Raw genomic sequence first — 18,400 nt, 5'->3', positions numbered from 1 at the left:
CCGCGCAGGAGCCCCGAAAGCTGGTGAGCTCTCACACTTCCAGCACGTGGGGGACGATCATCGGGCGGCGGCGGTAGGTGTCGTTGACCCACTTGCCCACCGTCCGGCGCAGGATCTGCTGGAGCTGGTGGGCCTCGGTGACGCCGTCGGCGGCGGCCCGTTCCATCGCCTCGTCGATCAGCGGCAGGACGCCCTCGAACGCCTTCGGGTCCTCCGAGAAGCCGCGGGCCGAGACGGTCGGGCCGCCAACGACCTTGCCGTTCTCGGAGTCGATGACGACCGTCGCGGCGATGAAGCCGCCGTCGCCGAGCATCCGGCGCTCGTTCAGGACCGGCTCGCCGACGTCGCCGACCGACAGCCCGTCGACGTAGATCAGGTTGTTCGGGACGTGCCCGATCAGCGAGGCCCGGCCGTCGACCAGGTCGACCACGTCGCCGTTCTCGACCACGATCACCTGGTCGGCCGGGACGCCCGACTCGATCGCCAGCCGCGCGTGCGCCTGGAGGTGCCGCGCCTCGCCGTGCACCGGGATCATGTTGGACGGCTTGACGCAGTTGAGCACGTACAGCAGCTCCCCGGCCGGGGCGTGGCCGGAGACGTGGACCTTCGCCACGTCCTTGTGGATGACCGTCGCGCCGGTGCGCGCCAGCCGGTTGATCACGCCGTAGACGGCGGTCTCGTTGCCGGGCACCAGCGAGGAGGCCAGGATGATCGTGTCGTCGGGCTCGACGGTGATGTGCCGGTGGTCGCCCGAGGCCATGCGGCCCAGCGCGCTCATCGGCTCGCCCTGGGAGCCGGTCGACATATAGACGATCTCGTCGTTGGGCAGCCGCACGGCCTCGTCCATGCTCACCAGCAGCCCCTCGGGGATCTGGAGCAGGCTCAGGTCGCGGGCGATGGCCATGTTGCGCACCATCGAGCGGCCCACGAAGGCGACCTTGCGGCCGTGCATGGCCGCGGCGTCGAGGACCTGCTGGACGCGGTGGACGTGGCTGGCGAAGCTCGCGACGATGATGCGGCCGCGGACGTCCTCGAACAGGTTCTCCAGCACCCCGCCGATCTCGCGCTCGGAGGTGACGAAGCCGGGCACCTCGGCGTTGGTCGAGTCGGACAGGAGCAGGTCGACGCCCTGGTCGCCCATGCGCGCGAATCCGGCCAGGTCGGTGATGCGCCCGTCCAGCGGCAGCTGGTCCATCTTGAAGTCGCCGGTGTGCAGGACCAGTCCGGCGCCGGTCCGGACGGCCACGGCCAGCGCGTCCGGGATGGAGTGGTTGACCGCCAGGAACTCGAGCCCGAACGGCCCCAGTTCGACCGAATCGCCCTCGGCGACGATCCTGCTGACCGGCTTGATGCGCCGCTCGCGCAGTTTGGCCTCGACCAGCGCGACCGAGAACTTGGAGCCGACCAGCGGGATGTCGTTCTTGTGCTCGAGCAGGAACGGGATGCCGCCGATGTGGTCCTCGTGCCCGTGGGTGATGACGATGGCCTCGATGTCGTCGAGGCGGTCGAGGATGGGCGTGAAGTCGGGCAGGATCAGGTCGACGCCGGGCTGCTCGACGTCGGGGAAGAGCACGCCGCAGTCGACGATCAGCAGGCGCCCCTCGTATTCGAACAGCGTCATGTTGCGGCCGATGGCCCCCAGGCCGCCGAGCGGGGTGACGCGCAGGCCGCCGTTCGGAAGCGGTCCGGGCTCGCCTAGGTCGCCGGGTCTGGTCAGACTCATCGGGCCTCCCCCACAATCGCCAGGTTCTCGGCGATGAAGTCGTTGATGACGGTGTCCGCGGGCGTCAGCGGCAGGCGCGGCTCGCCGCCGGGCAGGCCCTTCTGGGCGAGCGCGGCCTTGACGGCGATGACGCCCTGGGCCGGGCCCTGGAGGGCGCGCAGGGCCGGCAGGACGGCGTCGTTGATGGCCATGGCGCGTTCGACGTCGCCGTCGTCGTAGGCGTCGAACATGGCGTTGATGTGCTTGCCGACCAGGTGGGCGATGACCGAGACGACACCGATCTGGCCGGTGGCGTACGCGGCCAGGTTCAGCGCGTCGACCCCGCAGTAGAAGCTCAGGCCGGTGAAGACACGGACCCGCTGTGCCGAGGAGAGGTCGGCGGTGGCGTCCTTGACGGCGATGATCCGCGGGTGCTCGGCCAGGCGCTGGTAAGAGGCGTCGGTGATCGGCACGCACGAGCGCGGCGGGATGTCGTAGAGCATGCAGGGCAGGTCGGTCGCGTCGGCGATCGAGGTGAAGTGGGCCTCGATGCCTTCCTGGGGCGGCCGCGAGTAGTAGGGGGTGACCAGCAGCAGGCCCTGGGCCCCGGCCTTCTCGGCGTCCTGGGCCAGGTGGACCGAGTGGCGGGTGTCGTATGTGGAGGCGCCGGCGATGATGTGGGCGCGGTCGCCGACCGCTTCGGCGACGGCCTCGATCAACTGCGTCTTCTCGGCGTCGGTGGTGGTCGGCGACTCACCTGTGGTGCCGTTGAGGACCAGGCCGTCGAGTCCCTGCTCGTCGACGAGGTACCGGGCGAGCTCGGCGGCTCCCTGGACGTCGAGTTCGCCCGAGGGCGTGAAGGGCGTGATCATCGCCGCCAGGGTGCGCCCGAAAGGGCGCGTCACGTTGCGCATGTGCTTTCACCAATGCTGATCTGGGCGGCCGGTGACGGGTGCCCGGCCGCTACATTCTGATTCACTGTCTCAAGTCTCGCCGCCAGTGGTGGCGGCTTTCACGGGTCTTCGTGCCGCTAGCCCTCGGTGACGTAGGGGCTGTGGGCGACCTCGGTGCCGTCGTCGAGGACGGCGATCTCGAAGTCGGCGAAGACGTTCGCGGCCTTCTCTTTGAGCTGCCGCAGGCATTCGACGGCCAACGCGCGGATCTCGACATCGGCGTGCTCGGAGGCGCGCATGGCGATGAAGTGGCGCCAGGCGCGGTAGTTGCCGGTGACGACGATGCGGGTCTCGGTGGCGTTGGGCAGGACTGATCGCGCCGCCTGGCGCGCCTGCTTTCGGCGCAGGGTGGGGTTGGCGACGTCGGCGAACTTCTTCTGGAGTCCTTCGAGGAGGTCGTTGTAGGCCGTCTGGGAGGCCTCGGCCGCGGCCAGGAAGCGCTCGTGGAGTTCGGGGTCGGAGGAGATGACCTCGGGCTCGACCATCTTCGCGTCGCGCTCGGGGACGTAGCGCTGGCTCAGCTGGGAGTAGGAGAAGTGGCGGTGCCTGATGAGTTCGTGGGTCAGCGATCGGGAGATGCCGCAGAGGTAGAAGGAGACGCTGCCGTGCTCGAGGACCGAGAGGTGGCCGACCTGGAGGATGTGGTCGAGGTAGCCGGCGTTGGTGGCGGTCTTGGGATTGGGCTTCTTCCAGGACTGGTAGCAGGCGCGGCCGGCGAATTCGGCGAGGGCCTGGCCGCCTTCGGCGTCGGTGTCCCAGGGAACGTCGGCGGGGGGCTCGAAGTGCGTCCAAGCGATGAGTCGGACGTCCATCGGTACGATTTCGGGCATGCCCGGGTCCCCCTCGTGTGCGGTGCGGTCACTGGTAGTTATAGCTCTCGCCAGGGTACTCGGACGCGGGGTGTGGGCTCTACCGCGCCCGACCCCGCGAGCCGGGGTGTTTTACGGTTTTTGCGGTGGTATTACCGGCGGCGGTTCCATAACGCCGGTTGACAGACATCAGTTTTGATGTCACTATGGTGTCATGGACTTGACGCCGTATATCGAATCGCTCCGCCGGAGCCTCACCGCCGCCGCCGCACCGGCCGGCGAGGACGCCGCGCGGACCGCTGAACTGCTGTCAGAGGCGCTCGACGCCGGAGCCAGGCTCGCGCTCATGGAGGCCCTCTCCGAGGCCGCCGCCGAGATCACCGCCGGACTGGACCAGGCCGGCTCCTCGGCCTCGGTGGACCTGCGCGTGCGCGGCAAGGAAGTGGACCTGCGCGTCACCGACGTCGAGGCCACCGAGACCGTTCCGCCGCCGGCCCCGCCGACCGACGACGACGTCGCTCGCATCACCCTGCGCCTGCCCGAGACGCTGAAGGAGGACGTCGAGAAGGCCGCCACCTCCGACGGCGCCTCGGTCAACGCCTGGCTGGTGCGGGCCATCAACACCGCCGTGCACGCCTCGCGCACCAGCGGCCAGACCAGCGGCGCGAAATACAGCCAGCGCATCACCGGCTACGCCCGGGCCTGAGGGGACACACCGATGAACGAGTACACCGAATTCACCCACGACGGCCCGATCACCGCCTCGATCACGCTGTTCGACGGCTCGGCCACCGTCACCGCACACGACTCCGACCTGATCCTGGTCGAGATCAAGCCCGCGCAGCGCTCCGAGGGCGATGGCGACGCGGCCGACCTGGCCCGCGTCGACTTCGAGAGCGGGCACCTGCGCGTCGTGGCCCCGGAGAAGCAGTCGAACTGGTTCTTCAGGCGGAACCTGGGCGTCCACGTCTCGGTCAAGGTGCCGCTGGGCTCGGAGGTCTCGGTCAACTCGGCCGCGGCCCCGGTCAGCTTCCACGGCAAGCTCGGCCCGGTCGCCACCAAGACCGTGGCCGGCTCGGTCACCGTCGAGCATGCGAGCACCGTCCGCGCCAACACCGTCTCGGGCGCGGTCAGCGTCATCGAGTGCACCGACGAGCTGCGGGCCAACACCGCCTCCGGCGAGGTCAAGGCCGAGCACGTAGGAGGGGAGTTCTCGGCCAAGACCGTCTCCGGCGCCATCGGCGTCGAGCGGGCCGACGGATCGGTGCGGGTCAACACCGTCTCCGGCGGGATCGAGATGGGCGCGCTCAGGTCCGGCAGCTGCCGGGTCTCGACCGTCTCGGGCCGCATCAGCCTCGGCGTGGTCGCGGGCACCGACGTGTGGATGGACCTGGACGCCAAGGCCGGGACGGTCACCTCGGAGCTGGCCCCCGGCGACACCTCGCCGGCCCCGTCGGAGGACGCCACCAGCCTCGAGATCCGCGCCCGCTCGCTCTCGGGCGACATCTACCTGCACAAGGCGCTGGCTTACACGTAAAGCAGCGTGAACGGTTCCCATGGGAGGTTGCGGACCACCCAGAAGGCGGCCCAGGCGATGAGGAAGCCGGACAGGACGCCGGGGGTGAGTCGGAGGCCGGGCAGCCGCCACCTCACTCTCGGCGCCACTCTCGGCAGGGCCCAGGCCAGGTACATCCACACCAGGAACGGCGCGGCGAACACCGCCATCAGGTGGTGGCGCGCCGCCTCCGGCAGGTTCCCGTTCAGCAGATAGAAGAAGGCCCTCGTGCCGCCGCACCCCGGGCAGTCGAAGCCCGTGGTCATCTTGAACAGGCACGTGGTCGGGCCGGTGTCGTCGGTCGGATTCGTCGCCGCCACTCCCCCGGCCGCCAGCGCGAAGCAGCTCAGCAGCGCCACCGGGGCCAGCCACTGACGGGCCAGCAGGCCCGCGGCCAGGCGCGAGGCCCAGCCCCGACGGCGGGCCAGTGCGCCCGCCTCGGGCGTCGCTTCCTCTACTGCGCACACCAACTCAGCCTAACCCGGCCGGGCCCGCGGGAGCGGTCCAGGCCGTTTCCGGCCGAAAGCGCCGGTTCGCGCCCGCCTCGGGCTTAGGCTCTGGGCATGTTCGGTCTCGCGAAGCGCCTGGCCGCCGCCTGCGGCGCCCTCTTCCTCCTGATCGCCGCCACCGGTTGCATGCGGATGGACCTCGAACTGGAGATCCGTCCCGACGAGACGGTGGGCGGGTCGTTCACCGCCGCCTGGAGCCAGGACTTCCTCGACGAGGTCGCCACCGGCGAGGACGCGGTGAGCCGCGCCGAACTGGACGCCTTCCTCGACGCGCTGATGGACGGCGTGCCCGGCGGGCAGCGCGAGGCGTACCGCGAGGACGGCTACGTCGGCAGGACCGCGACCTTCACCGGCCGGCCCCTGAGCGAGTTCGCCGAATTCGGCGACCAGGACTGGGGTTTCATGCGGCTGACCTACGAGGACCGCCGCTACGTGCTCCAGGGCCGCTGGGACCTGCGGTACGACGACGCGGGGCTGGTGTTCCCCGAGCGCATCGAGGAGGCCGAGATCCTGATGCGCGTGAACTTCCCGGCCCGGGTGACCGACCACAACGGGGAGCTGGAGGGCCGCACGGTGACGTGGCGGATGAGCCCCGGGGAGGACTACCGGCTCCACGCCGAGGCCCGGGAGTACGACGGCTGGGCCTTCGCCGGCGCGGGGATCGCGGCGCTGGCGGTCGTGCTGGCGCTGCTGTGGCTGTGGCAGTGGAGCCGGATGCGCCGGTACTCCCGTTAGCTCCGGCACAATCCGTGGTCGGCGGCGATACGAACCGTATGCTGGGGAGCCGGTTTCCAATCACGGTTCGATAACGCCGCAAGGGGAGGGCTGGTGACCCAGCACCGCTCGAATTCCAAGGGACACAATAAGAAAGACCCCGAGCTCGATTTGAGCCTCGGCCAGGTGCTGGCGGCGAGCGGCGCCACGACCCTCGGCGCGCTGCTGGTGAAGGTCCTCGACATGTGGGGCACGCTCCTGGGCACGGCCGTCCTCAGCATCTGCACCTCCATCGGCGCGGTCCTGATCCTGCGGACCATGCGGCGCACCAGTGAGACGGTCAAGCAGCAGATCACGGTCCTCTCCCGCGCCGCCGAGACCCGGATCCAGACCGGCGCCACGGTCGACCTGGAGGCCGAGACGGTCCGGATCGAACCGGCCGATGAGGCCGACCGGGCGGCCGAGGCCGACTCGGGCGGAGCGCACTCGCGCAAGCGGACCCTGCTGGCGATCCTCGTCTCCAGCGTCTCGGTCTTCGCCCTGACCATGGGCGCGCTGTTCCTGTTCGGCACCATCACCGCCGGCAACCCGACCCAGTACATCTTCAAGGAACCGCCGCCCAGCACCGTCTACATCAGCGACGACCAGGACGACACCGGCCAGAGCCCCGAAAACACGGGCGACGAGAGCGGGACCGAGACCCCGGACGAAGAGGCCACCGGCGAGGAGCCGACCGAGGAGACCTCGGCCGACGAGCCCACCGAAGAGGCCCCGACGGAGGAGACAACCACCGAGGAGCCGACCGAGGGGGCCACCGACGGCGGCGAGGACGCCTCGGAGTCGCCAGCCGCCGACGAAGAGGAACAGGCCACCGAGACGCCGGTGGAGTGAGCTCGGCTCAGTCCAGGAGGTCGTCGATGCCGACGGTCAGGCCCGGGCGGTCCTGGACCGCGCGGACGGCCAGCAGGACGCCGGGCATGAACGAGACCCGGTCGAGCGAGTCGTGGCTGATGACGAACCGCTCCCCCGGGCCGCCGAAGCGGGTCTCCTGGCTGGCGACGTAGCCGGCCGAGCGGATCGCGTGGATGTGGACGCCGTCGACCTCGCCGCCGCGCGCGCCGGTGGCGTCCTCGGCGGTGGCGTCCGGCATCGGGCCCAGGTCGGCCTCCTCGCGGGCCGCGGCGATCAGGCGGGCGGTGTGCAGGGCCGTGCCCGAGGGCGCGTCGACCTTGCGCGGGTGGTGGGTCTCGATGATCTCGGCCGACGGGAAGTACTTGGCGGCCCTGGCGGCGAACTGCATCTCCAGGACCGCGCCGATCGAGAAGTTCGGCGCGATGATCGAGCCGACCTCGGGATCGTCGCCGAGCAGCTCGCGGACCCGGTCGAGCCGGGCGGCGTCGAAGCCGGAGACGCCGACGACGGTGTGCAGGCCGCGGTCGACGCACCAGGCGAGGTTGTCCATGACCGCGCCCGGGAGGGTGAAGTCGACGACCACCTGGGCGTCGGTGAGCCCTTCGAGGGACTGGTCCTGGTCGACCGTGGCCACCAGCTCCATGTCGTCGGCGGCGTCGACCGCCTCGCACACGGACCGGCCCATCCGGCCCCCGGCCCCCAGCACACCCACTTTGATCATGCGAATTCCTTCTGGTCGAACGGCCCCACGGCCGCGGTGGTCATCGGCTGCGACAGGATATCGGCCGCCACGGCGCGCACCTGGTCGGCCGTGACCGCCTCGTTGCGGGCCAGATCCCGCTCCAGGCTGGTGACCTCGCCGTACAGCAGCCGCTCCCGGCCCAGCCAGTTCATGCGGGTGTGGGAGTCCTCCAGGCCCAGCAGCACCCCGACCTCGTACATCTTCTTGCCGCGGCTCAGCTCCTCGACCGTGACCCCGGAGCGGACGACCCGCTCCAGCTCCTCGACGATCAGCTCGCGGACCTGCGCGGCCTTCTCGGGACGGCATCCGGCGTAGACGCTGAACGAGCCGGTGTCGGCGAAATAAGAGTCCGATGAGGACACCGTGTACGCCAGGCCGCGCTCCTCGCGGATCGACTGGAACAGGCGCGAGGACATGCCGCCGCCGAGCACGTTGCTGAGGATGCTCAGGGCCCACATCCGCTCGTCGCGGCGCTCGAAGGTCCGGCAGCCGACGACCAGGTGGGCCTGCTCGGTGTCGTCGCGCACCACCGCCAGCCGCCCGGGCCGCTCGGGCACCGCCCCGTCGGCCGGGCGCTGCGGCGGGACGGACGGACCGCCCTCCAGCGGCGCGAACGCCTCCCGGACGAGCTTGACGAACTCGGCGTGCCCGATCCCGCCGGCCGCGCACACCACCAGGTTCTCCGGCAGGTAATGGCGCCGGTAGAAACCGCGGATCTGGTCGGCGGTCATCGCGCGCACCGTCTCGGCCGACCCGGCGATGTCCCGGCCCAGCGCCCCGTCGCCGAACAGGGTCCGGTTGAAGTGCTCGTAGACCACTTCGGACGGCTCGTCGGCGGCCGCGGCGATCTCCTCGAGGATCACGTCGCGCTCGGTCTCGACGTCGGCCGGGTCCAGCAGCGAGGCCGAGACCGAGTCGCCGAGCACGTCGACCGCCAGCGGCAGGTCCTCGGCGAGGACCCGCTCGTAGAAGCAGGTGTGGTCGCGGGCGGTGTAGGCGTTCGCGTCGCCGCCGACCGCCTCGATGGACTCCGAGATCTCGGCGGCGGTGCGCTTGGCGGTCCCCTTGAACAGCAGGTGCTCCAGGAAGTGGGAGGCGCCGGCGATCTCGGGGGCCTCGTCGCGCGAGCCGACCCCGACCCAGGCGCCGACCGAGGCCGAGCGCAGGGCCGGGACCGATTCGGTCAGGACACGAAGCCCGCTGGGCAGCACCGTCTGTTCGACGGTGCCGCCCAGCGGGTCATCTACGAGCGTTCGAGTCTGGGGGCGACTCATCTACTCCTCGGAGCCTCCGGATTCCGTGCGGCGGGTCCGGCGGCGACGGCGCTCGCCGCCGCCCCGCTCGTCGTCGGAGCGGCGCGGCCGGTCGTCGTCGGAACGGCGCTCCCGGCGCGGGCCGCGGTCACCGCGGTCCCCGCCGCGGGGGCCACCGCGTCCGCGGTCGCTCTCCTTGCGCTCGGGACGGCCCTTCTTGTAGCCCTCGGGCTCCTCGCCCTCCGGGTAGACCTTGTCGAGATAGATCTTGCCCCGGTTGTCGATGTCGCCGATCTCGACCTCGAGCTTGTCGCCGACGCCCAGCACGTCCTCGACGCGGTCGACGCGCTTGCCGTCGCCGACCTTCGAGATGTGCAGCAGGCCGTCGCGGCCGGGCACCAGCGAGATGAACGCGCCGAAGTCGGTCGTCTTGACCACGGTCCCCAGGAAGCGGTCGCCCACGTTCGGCAGGGTCGGGTTGGCGATGGCGTTGATCGTCTCGACCGCGGCCTCGGCCTGCTCGCCCTTCTCGGCGGCCACATAGATCGTACCGTCGTCCTCGACGGTGATGTCGGCGCCGGTGTCCTCGGTGATCTGGTTGATCATCTGGCCCTTGGGGCCGATGATCGCGCCGATCTTGTCGACCGGGATCTTCAGCGTGGTGATCCGCGGCGCGGTGCCGGACAGCTCGCCGACCTCGGCGATGGCCTCGGCCATGACGTCGAGGATCGCGTGGCGGGCGTCGTTGGCCTGCCCGAGCGCCTGCGCCAGCACGTCCGAGGGCAGCCCGTCGAGCTTGGTGTCGAGCTGGAGGGCCGTCACGAACTCGCGGGTGCCGGCGACCTTGAAGTCCATGTCGCCGTAGGCGTCTTCGGCGCCGAGGATGTCGGTCAGCGTGACGTACTTGGTCTCGCCGTCGGTCTCCTCGCTGATCAGGCCCATCGCGATGCCCGCGACGGGGGCCTTGATCGGCACGCCGGCCTTCATCAGGCTCATCGTGGACGCGCAGACCGAGCCCATCGAGGTCGAGCCGTTCGAGCCGAGCGCCTCGGAGACCTGCCGGATCGCGTAGGGGAACTCCTCGCGGGAGGGCAGGACCGGGATCAGGGCGCGCTCGGCGAGCGCGCCGTGGCCGATCTCGCGGCGCTTCGGGGAGCCGACGCGGCCGGTCTCACCGGTCGAGTACGGCGGGAAGTTGTAGTTGTGCATGTAGCGCTTCTTCGTCACCGGCGAGAGGGTGTCGATGGCCTGCTCCATGCGCAGCATGTTCAGCGTGGTCACGCCCATGATCTGGGTCTCGCCGCGCTCGAAGAGGGCCGAGCCGTGGACGCGCGGCAGGATGCCGGCCTCGGCGGCCAGCGGCCTGATGTCGACCGGGCTGCGGCCGTCGATGCGGACGCCCTCGGCGATGACGCGCTTGCGGACCAGTTTCTTGGTGAGCGACCGCAGCGCCGCGGAAAGCTCGCCCTCGCGGCCCTCGAAGTCGGCGCCGACCTTCTCGAGCATGACCGTCTTGACCCGGTCGAGCTCGGTGCCCCGCTCCTGCTTGTCGGCGATGGTGAGCGCCTGCTCGAGCTCGTCGGCCACCGCCGACTCCACGGCGGCGTAGGCGTCGTCCTGGTAGTCGAGGAAGCGCGGGAACTCGGCGGCCGGCTTGGCCGCGACCGCGGCCAGCTCGGACTGGGCGCGGACGAGCTCGGCGATGACCGGCTTGACCGCCTCCAGGCCGCTGGCGACGACCTCCTCGGTGGGCTTGGTCGCCCCGCCGTCGATGAGGCTGACGGTGTTCTCGGTGGCCTCGGCCTCGACCATCATGATCGCGACGTCGCCGGACTCGAGGACGCGGCCGGTCACGATCATGTCGAAGGTGGCCTTCTCGATCTGCTCCAGAGTCGGGAAGCAGACCCACTGGCCGTCGATGAGGACGGCGCGGGTGGAGCCGAGCGGGCCGGAGAAGGGCAGGCCGGAGAGCTGGGTGGACATGGAGGCGCCGTTCATGGCGACCACGTCGTACTCGTCGCTCTCGTCGACCGCGAGGATGGTGCCGATGACCTGGACCTCGTTGCGCAGGCCGCTCACGAAGGAGGGGCGCAGGCCGCGGTCGATCAGGCGGCAGGTCAGGATCGCGTTCTCGGAGGGGCGGCCCTCGCGGCGGAAGAACGAGCCGGGGATGCGCCCGGCGGCGTACATCCGCTCCTCGATGTCGACCGTCAGCGGGAAGAACTCGAGGTGGTCCCTCGGGGACTTCGACGCGGCGGTGGTCGACAGGACCACGGTGTCGTCCATCTGGACGACGGCCGAACCCTGCGCCAGTTTGGCGAGGCGACCGGTGCTGAAGATGATCTCACGCTTGCCGAAGTCACCGTTGTCGATGACGGCCTTGGCGTGGTGTTCTCCGAGGTTGAATGCCTCGGGCGTCCGTTCGTTCTCGGACATTGAGCGTCTTACTCCTCATTTGTAGTTCGGAGCGCGGCGCGCCGGCAGGGGCCGGTCTTCGATCGAAGCACACGGATTGTCGCCCCGTCGCATTCGCGGAGCGGTCCGGATGCCACTACCGAGGACCGGCGGACTTCGGCGAGTCGCGCCGTGCCTCATCAGGCGAGGCACTCTTTTCAGAGCCGGTGCTCTGAGCCCACCCTACGTTACTCGGCGTCGCCGACACGGCGGGCGGCACAAATCCGGCCCCAAGCAGAAGGGGGAGCGGTCGCCCGCTCCCCCTTCTGTGTCAGCCGCGAATGCCGAGGCGCTCCAGGAGCGCGCGGTAGCGGCTGATGTCCTCATTGCGGAGGTACTTGAGCAGGCGGCGGCGCTTACCGACCAGCAGCAGGAGGCCACGACGCGAGTGGTGGTCGTGCTTGTGCTCCTGGACGTGGGCGGTCAGCTCGGAGATGCGGGCGGTCAGGAGGGCCACCTGGACCTCGGTAGAACCGGAGTCGCCCTCGTGCGTGGCGTACTCCTCGATGATCTCCGCCTTTTTGGCAGCGTCAAGCGCCATAGCGAACACCTTTCTAATCTGCGGCCAGTCCGCGGTGTCGTGCAGGCTGGTCGGTTCGGAACAATCCGGTCAAGGCTAGCAGCGGCTTCAGCCCAGGCCCAAGTCGGCGCGGGTCCGTGCGACGTCGGTCTCCATCTGTTCGACGAGGTCGCCGACGTTGTCGAAGGCGATCTGACCGCGCAGGCGGGAGACGAAGTCGAGGCGGACCGCGGCGCGGTAGAGGTCGCCGTCGAAGTCGAGCAGGTAGGCCTCGACGCTGCGCTCGTTGTCGCCGAAGGTCGGGTTGGTGCCGATGCTGATCGCGGCCGGGTGGCGGCGCGAGTCGAGGTGGAGCCAGCCGGTGTAGATCCCGTCGGCGGGGATCGCCATGCCCTCTATCGGCTCGATGTTGGCGGTCGGGAAGCCCATGTCGGCCCCGCGCCCGGCGCCGTGGACGACCGAGCCCTCGACGCCGAACTCGCGGCCGAGGATCTCGGCGGCCGCGGCGACCTCGCCCTCCGCCACGGCGTTCCTGACGCGGGTCGACGAGTAGGTATCAGTGTCGGCGCTCAGACTCTGGGGCAGGACGTCGAAGCCGAGCTCGGTGCCCAGTTCGGCCAGTCTCCCGACGTCTCCGGCGGCCTTGTGGCCGAAGCGGAAGTTCTCGCCGACGACGACCGCGTCGGCGTGGAGCCGGTCGACCAGCACGCCGCCGACGAACGCCTCCGGGCTCTGGAGCGAGAGCTCCTTGGTGAACGGCAAGACGCACACGCCGTCGACTCCGAGCGCCCCGAGCAGCTCGACGCGCCGGTCGAGGCCGGTGAGCCGGGGCGGCACCGCGTGCGGGGCGACCACGGCGGTCGGATGCGGGTCGAAGGTGACCGCCACGGACCGGACGCCGCGCTCGGCGGCGGCCTTGACGGTGGTGCGGATCAGGGCCGCGTGACCGCGGTGCACCCCGTCGAACACGCCGATGGCGACCACCGACGACGGCCATCGGTCGGGGGTCGCCTCGATTCCTCTCCAGGTTTCCACGCGGTCGATCCTCTCACTGCCTGCGGCGGTGAGGGCCGCGGCTCGGCGTGGAGGTGGCGGCGGCCGCTAAAGGATCATCGAGGAGTCGGCGTTGCCTCCCGAGGCGAATATCAGCAGCATTACGACGCCCACTGCTACCAGCACGAATATCCCGAGCAGGAGCCAGCCGTTGCCGACCGTCTCGATCGGGGCGGGCTGCTCGTCCGAGAGCGCCGGCGACTCGGGCTGATCGGTGGCCTGCTCGGGGAGGGCGTCGCGGAATTCCTCCGGCAGTTCTCCGGTGGGGCTGGCGCTCATGACGGCCTCCTGGGTGCGGATGGGCGGGAAGTCCTACACCCTGAATTCTTGGAGAAGCGTCGGGTATCTGACTGCGTTTTACGAGAATCGTTCTCTACGAGAGCCGCTTTCACGCCTCGGGGAATTACATGGCCGTGGGCCCTTCGAGCAGCCAATACCGGTCTCCGGGACTCGGACGACCGTGAGCGGTGTCATGTTGTGTCGACAATATTCCTCACATTTCGGGGTGATCCGATGACACGGCTCCGGCTCTTCATCGCCGTTCTGGCCGCCGCGCTGCTGGCCGCCACGGTGCCCGCCCCGACACAGGCCGCCGGTACCGGCTGTGTGGATGTCGGCCGCTACACCGTGTGCCGGACCGATCCGCGCGGCGTCGGCAAGGACGCCTCGATCGTCCGCGAGATCGCCGCCGAGATCGACCGGGCCCGCAGCGGCGACACGGTCCGGGCGGCGGTCTACCAGTGGAGCCTGCGCCGAGGGGTGCGGCCGGTGGCCGACGCGATGGTGCGCGCCGAGCGGCGCGGGGTCGACGTGAAGGTCGTGCTCGGGACGGCCGGCTTCGATCCGGACCTGAACGACCCGGTCAAGCGCCTGTTCAAGCGCGAGGGGATCGCCGTCGAGCAGTGCCGGGCCGCGTGCCTGCCGAACCCGCACGGCGAGCGCAAGGGGCCCGACCACAACCGGTTCTTCCTGGTCGAGCGCGACGGCAGGCCCACCGTCATCACCACCAGTTTCAGCTTCACGCCGTTCCACCTGACGCAGGGGCACAACCTGCTGGCCGTCCGCGGCGACCGCGGCCTGTACGACTACTACTCGTCCTACTGGCAGCGGCTCTACCAGGGCTCTTGGAAGGGCTGGAACGAGAAGGACAAGGCCGGCTCCGGCGACCACCGGACGCGGGTGTGGCTCTTCCCGCGCCTGGCCGACCCGGTGGCCGCGCAGCTGCGGCACATCACCGGCTGCGACGCCGGCGACCGGGTGTGGGTCGCGCACGCGAACTTCCAGCCGAACCGCCCCGAGGTGCGCGAGCAGCTGCGGCGCGTCCAGCGGCTCGGCTGCCAGGTGCGGACGGTGGTCCTCGACAAGGACTCCAACGACCCGGGGTGGATCGAGCGGGCCACCGGGCCCGGGAGCGTGCGGGTGCACGGCGACCACCGCAACAAGTTCCTGCTCGTCCAGGCCGAGTTCAACGGCGCGAACCGCAATCTGGTCTGGACCGGCACCCACAACCTGTCGGGCAACAGCCTGAAGAACGCCGACGACAACCTGCTCCGGGCCGGAGGCGGGGCCGTCGTCGGCGTCTACGCGGACTACTTCATGAAGTTGTGGCGGGGCGCGAGGTGAACGCGCCCCGGTCTCAGCCCTTGACCGATCCCGCCAGCAGCCCGCGCACGAAGTAGCGCTGGAGCAGCAGGAACACGATCAGCGGGACGATGATCGCGATGAACGCCGCGGCGGGGAGCCTCGTCCAGCCGAAGCCCCTGGTCCCGGCGAGGTCGCCGAGGACCGCGGTCAGCGGCTGGGTGGCCAGGCCGCCGCCGAAGGTGCGTCCGACCAGGAAGTCGTTCCACACCCACAGGAACTGGAAGATCGCGATCGAGGCCAGCGCGGGCGTGACCAGCGGCAGTGCCACCTTGCGGAAGATCTGCGAGTGGCTGGCACCGTCGATGCGGGCGGCCTCCATGACGTCGCCGGGCAGCTCCCGCATGAAGTTGTGGAGCAGGAAGATCGCCAAGGGCAGGCCGAAGATCGTATGCGCGACCCAGACCTGGACGATCGTCTGCACCCCGGACAGCTCCCAGGCGGGCATGATCGTGACTCCCCCGATCGACAGCCCTCGGCTGAAGAACGACAGCAGCGGAATGAGCGCCATCTGCAGCGGGACCACCTGCAGCGCGAAGATCGAGATGTAGAGCAGGTTCCGGCCGCGGAATTCGATCCACGACAGCGCGTAGGCCGCCATCACCGCGAACGTCACCGGGATGACGACTCCGGGGATGGTGATCACGACGGTGTTGATCAGGTTGCGGGCGAGCCCGCCGCCCTGGGAGGTCGAGTACAGGACGTAGTTGTAGGTCTCCAGGGTGAACGAGGGCTCGGTGAACATCTTCCACCAGCCGGTCGCGCGGATGTCGTCGGTCGGTCTGAAGGAGTTGACGAACAGGCCGAAGGTCGGGATCGTCCACAGGACGGCGATCAGCACGGCGACGAGGCTGGCGGTGCGGCTGGACAGCATCCGGCGGATGCGCTCCCCGCGGGACTCGCCGATCTTGGCGGGCGCTTCGGATGCGGAGGTCTTGGCGCTCATCGGGCCTCCAGTTGTTGACGGCGCACGTTGTACACCTGGTAGATGACGACCGGGATGACGAGCGCGAACAGGAGCACGGCCATGGTCGCGCCGCGTCCGTCGTTCCCGAGGCGCAGGGCCTGGTCCCACATGTTGTGGGCGAGCACGTCGGTCTTGTGCTCGCCGCGGGTCATCGCCCGGACGATGTCGAACAGCTTGAGCGTGGCGATGAAGACCGTCACCGCGACCACGATGATCGCCGAGCGGATCGACGGGACCGTGACGTTCCAGAAGATCTGCGAGGAGTTGGCGCCGTCGATGCGGGCGGCCTCGATGATCTCGGTGGGCACGCCCTTGAGCGCGGCCGACAGGACCACGGTGGCGAAGCCGACCTCGATCCAGATCAGGACCACCATCAGCAGGAAGTTGTTGATCGGGAAGGTGTTGAGCCAGTTGACCGGCTCGATGCCGACCCACACCAGGAGCTGGTTGAGCAGGCCGATCTGTTCGCCGGTGCCGTTGTACTGGTAGACGAAGCGCCAGATGATCGAGGCGCCGACGAAGGAGATGCCCATCGGCAGGAACACCAGGGCCTTGTAGGTGCGCTCGCCGCGGCGGCCGTCGATGAGGACGGCGTAGAGCAGGCCCAGCGCGGTCGAGACCAGCGGGACGACGATGATCCAGAGCGCGGTGTTGATCAGGGTCTGCAGGGCGGAGGGGTCGGTCAGCGCCCAATGGTAGTTGTCGAGACCGATGAATTCGGAGCCGTCCTTGTTGTAGAACGACATGAACAGGGTGCGGATGGCCGGGTAGACCAGACCGACCGCCAGGAACAGGACGGCCGGGAGCAGGAATATGAATGCGACGAGTTTGCTGCGGTTGCGTCGCGACGCGAGTTCGGCGATGCCGTAGAGGGCCATCAGGACGGCGGCGAACGCCACCAGGCCGACCAGCAGCAGTCCGAAGCGGTCAGTGAGATCGGTGATTTCCACTGCGGTTGCGCTCCAAGGGTTCGGGCAACGGGCCGAGCGGGGCCACGGGGGCCCCGCTCGGCTCCATCATGATCGCTGCCGTACTACTGCGGCCAGCTGTTCTCGATGTCGTCGGCGACTTCCTGGGCGGACTTCTCGCCGTCGACCCACTGGATCATGCCGGTCCAGAACGACGAGGCACCGACCTCGCCGGGCATGAGGTCCGAGCCGTCGAATCGGACGGTGACGTCCGGGTCGGTCAGGATCTCGGTGGCGAACTCGTTGATCGGCGTGGTGGCGCTGGCCGGGTCGACTCCCTGGTTGGCGGTGCTCCACGGGCCGGTCTGGAGGCGGGCGTTGTGGTAGAGCGACGAGGCCAGGAACTGGCGGGTGGCCTCGATGGCCTCGTTGTCGTTGAACGCGGCCACGAACTCGCCGGCGACCAGCATGGTGTTGTCACCCTCGTTGGTCTCGGGGAAGCGGAACGCGAACACGTCCCCGTCCTCGGCGACCTCGATGCCGCCCTCCCACATGGCGCCGTAGAAGGACGCCTGGCGGTGCATCGCGCATCCGTCCTCGAGGATCGGCCAGCCGGCCTCCTGGAACGGGGTCGAGCTGATGGTGTCGGTGCCGCCGTAGATGTAGTCCTCGTTGGTGAGGATCTCGCCGGCCTTCTCGAACGCGCTCACGATCTGCGGGTCGTTGAACGGGATCTCGTGGTCGACCCACTGGTCGTAGACGTCGGTGCCCTCACGGAGCACGATGTCCTCGATCCAGTCGGTTCCGGGCCAGCCGGTGGCGCCGCCGGACTCGAAGCCGACGCACCAGGGCATGGTGCCGTCGGCGGCGATCTGGTCGGAGAGGTCGATCATCTCGTCCCAGGTGGTCGGGATCTCATAGCCGTTGTCCTCGAAGAACGAGGGCGAGTACCAGACGAAGGACTTGGCGTTCGAGGAGTGCGGCGGCGCGTAGAAAGTGCCGTCGACGGTCCCGTACCCGCGCCAGTCCTCGCTCCAGCCCTCCTCGGCCAGGGCCGTGAGCTCATCGGAGGCGGGCACGAGGCTGTCGGCGAAGTTGGCCATCAGGCCGGGCTGCGGGAGCAGTGCGATGTCGGGGGCGTTGCCGCCGTCGACGCGGACCTTGATGTCCGCCTCGAGCTCGCCGGAGCCCTCGTACTCGATGGTGACGCCGGTGCATTCCTCGAAGTAGCTCCAGGCCTCCGTCATCTCGTCGGCTTCCTGGTCGCGGATGGATCCGAAGATGGAGACGGTCTCGCCTTCGAGGTCGCCGTATTCTTCGTAATTGGCGCAGTCGGTGGCGTCGTCAGGAACGGCACCGCGCGCATCGTCGTCTTCTTCGGGCGCGCCGCAGGCTGCGGCGACAAGCGCGGTGGCGCTGGTGGCAGCCACTAGGAACGCCAATCGTCGGGTCTTGCTCATCGGGGAATCCCTCTTCCTATATGGAGCATCTGGTTCCCGGCGAGTCCGACTGCCTCCCACCGCCCCTCGCAACGGCGCCTGGCGCCGTCGGTCCGGACCGCCTCACCCGCCTTCGGGGAACGACAACTGGAATAGTGCTCTGGCTAACATGACGAGTCAAGGCTAGATTACCGAATCGTTACTCAAGGTCGCTCTTTCGATATCAGTGGGACACCGGGTGAATGGGAGCGGTATCAGTGGCGTATCAT

18 protein-coding genes are annotated in these 18,400 nt (G+C 69.4%); 5 read left to right on the top strand and 13 right to left on the bottom strand.

The features are described from left to right. Positions 1–31 precede the first annotated feature (31 nt). From JFB92_RS11495 to thyX, 3 genes are all read right to left on the bottom strand, one after another. Positions 32–1,723 (bottom strand): ribonuclease J, encoded by a 1,692-nt coding sequence (locus tag JFB92_RS11495; RefSeq protein WP_199038264.1) that lies wholly within the window; start codon positions 1,721–1,723, stop codon positions 32–34. Further along, positions 1,720–2,616: a 4-hydroxy-tetrahydrodipicolinate synthase gene (gene dapA / locus JFB92_RS11490; protein ID WP_199038262.1), complete on the bottom strand. Its 897-nt coding sequence runs from the start codon at positions 2,614–2,616 to the stop codon at positions 1,720–1,722. Before dapA ends, JFB92_RS11495 begins: the two co-directional genes overlap by 4 nt. A 116-nt stretch (positions 2,617–2,732) precedes the next feature. Further along, complete coding sequence (gene thyX, locus JFB92_RS11485) at positions 2,733–3,485, bottom strand: FAD-dependent thymidylate synthase (RefSeq protein WP_199038260.1); 753 nt, start codon at positions 3,483–3,485, stop codon at positions 2,733–2,735. Between the two features lie 193 nt (positions 3,486–3,678). On the opposite strand from thyX, the gene JFB92_RS11480 reads away from it, so the two are divergent. Further along, entirely contained in the window at positions 3,679–4,170 is a 492-nt protein-coding gene (locus tag JFB92_RS11480) for a hypothetical protein (RefSeq protein WP_199038258.1), read from the top strand. 12 nt (positions 4,171–4,182) lie between these two features. Further along, positions 4,183–5,001, top strand: a complete 819-nt coding sequence (locus JFB92_RS11475) for a DUF4097 family beta strand repeat-containing protein (protein WP_199038256.1) — start codon at positions 4,183–4,185, stop codon at positions 4,999–5,001. On the opposite strand, the gene JFB92_RS26580 is transcribed toward JFB92_RS11475, so the two are convergent. Further along, positions 4,992–5,486 carry a DUF2752 domain-containing protein gene (locus JFB92_RS26580; protein ID WP_199038254.1) on the bottom strand — a complete coding sequence of 165 codons (495 nt, stop codon included), beginning with the start codon at positions 5,484–5,486 and terminating at the stop codon, positions 4,992–4,994. The genes JFB92_RS11475 and JFB92_RS26580 overlap by 10 nt on opposite strands. A gap of 96 nt (positions 5,487–5,582) precedes the next feature. Here JFB92_RS26580 and JFB92_RS11465 point away from each other — a divergent pair, with 96 nt between their 5' ends. Together JFB92_RS11465 and JFB92_RS11460 are read left to right on the top strand one after the other, a co-directional pair. Then, complete coding sequence (locus JFB92_RS11465) at positions 5,583–6,263, top strand: LppM family (lipo)protein (RefSeq protein WP_199038252.1); 681 nt, start codon at positions 5,583–5,585, stop codon at positions 6,261–6,263. A gap of 93 nt (positions 6,264–6,356) precedes the next feature. After that, a complete protein-coding gene (locus tag JFB92_RS11460; RefSeq protein WP_199038250.1) occupies positions 6,357–7,133 on the top strand; it encodes a hypothetical protein in 777 nt (258 codons plus the stop codon). 7 nt (positions 7,134–7,140) lie between these two features. On the opposite strand, the gene dapB is transcribed toward JFB92_RS11460, so the two are convergent. From dapB to JFB92_RS11430, 6 genes are all read right to left on the bottom strand, one after another. Then, complete coding sequence (gene dapB, locus JFB92_RS11455; protein WP_199038248.1) at positions 7,141–7,875, bottom strand: 4-hydroxy-tetrahydrodipicolinate reductase; 735 nt, start codon at positions 7,873–7,875, stop codon at positions 7,141–7,143. Next, positions 7,872–9,170 (bottom strand): M16 family metallopeptidase, encoded by a 1,299-nt coding sequence (locus JFB92_RS11450; RefSeq protein ID WP_199038246.1) that lies wholly within the window; start codon positions 9,168–9,170, stop codon positions 7,872–7,874. The genes dapB and JFB92_RS11450 overlap by 4 nt, the downstream gene beginning before the upstream one ends. Beyond that, positions 9,171–11,585, bottom strand: coding sequence for a polyribonucleotide nucleotidyltransferase (locus JFB92_RS11445; protein ID WP_199038244.1), 2,415 nt, complete (start codon positions 11,583–11,585; stop codon positions 9,171–9,173). Positions 11,586–11,874: 289 nt separating this feature from the next. Next, on the bottom strand, positions 11,875–12,144 hold the full coding sequence (gene rpsO, locus JFB92_RS11440; protein ID WP_199038242.1) for a 30S ribosomal protein S15: 270 nt from the start codon (positions 12,142–12,144) through the stop codon (positions 11,875–11,877). An 87-nt stretch (positions 12,145–12,231) separates the two neighbouring features. Then, the gene (locus JFB92_RS11435; RefSeq protein ID WP_199038240.1) at positions 12,232–13,158 is read right to left on the bottom strand and encodes a bifunctional riboflavin kinase/FAD synthetase; all 927 of its coding nucleotides are present in this window, start codon (positions 13,156–13,158) and stop codon (positions 12,232–12,234) included. A 66-nt stretch (positions 13,159–13,224) separates the two neighbouring features. Continuing rightward, positions 13,225–13,455: a hypothetical protein gene (locus tag JFB92_RS11430; RefSeq protein ID WP_199038238.1), complete on the bottom strand. Its 231-nt coding sequence runs from the start codon at positions 13,453–13,455 to the stop codon at positions 13,225–13,227. A gap of 234 nt (positions 13,456–13,689) precedes the next feature. On the opposite strand from JFB92_RS11430, the gene JFB92_RS11425 reads away from it, so the two are divergent. Beyond that, on the top strand, positions 13,690–14,799 hold the full coding sequence (locus JFB92_RS11425; protein ID WP_199038236.1) for a phospholipase D-like domain-containing protein: 1,110 nt from the start codon (positions 13,690–13,692) through the stop codon (positions 14,797–14,799). A gap of 13 nt (positions 14,800–14,812) precedes the next feature. On the opposite strand, the gene JFB92_RS11420 is transcribed toward JFB92_RS11425, so the two are convergent. The 3 genes from JFB92_RS11420 to JFB92_RS11410 form a co-directional block, all read right to left on the bottom strand. After that, the gene (locus tag JFB92_RS11420; protein ID WP_233162978.1) at positions 14,813–15,763 is read right to left on the bottom strand and encodes a carbohydrate ABC transporter permease; all 951 of its coding nucleotides are present in this window, start codon (positions 15,761–15,763) and stop codon (positions 14,813–14,815) included. Next, entirely contained in the window at positions 15,760–16,734 is a 975-nt protein-coding gene (locus JFB92_RS11415; RefSeq protein ID WP_307789119.1) for a carbohydrate ABC transporter permease, read from the bottom strand. Before JFB92_RS11415 ends, JFB92_RS11420 begins: the two co-directional genes overlap by 4 nt. 83 nt (positions 16,735–16,817) lie before the next feature. After that, the gene (locus JFB92_RS11410; protein ID WP_199038234.1) at positions 16,818–18,152 is read right to left on the bottom strand and encodes an ABC transporter substrate-binding protein; all 1,335 of its coding nucleotides are present in this window, start codon (positions 18,150–18,152) and stop codon (positions 16,818–16,820) included. Positions 18,153–18,400 lie beyond the last annotated feature (248 nt).

Source organism: Glycomyces salinus (assembly GCF_016428645.1).
GTDB lineage: Bacteria > Actinomycetota > Actinomycetes > Mycobacteriales > Micromonosporaceae > Glycomyces > Glycomyces salinus.
This window is presented reverse-complemented; position numbering and strand designations above follow the sequence as displayed.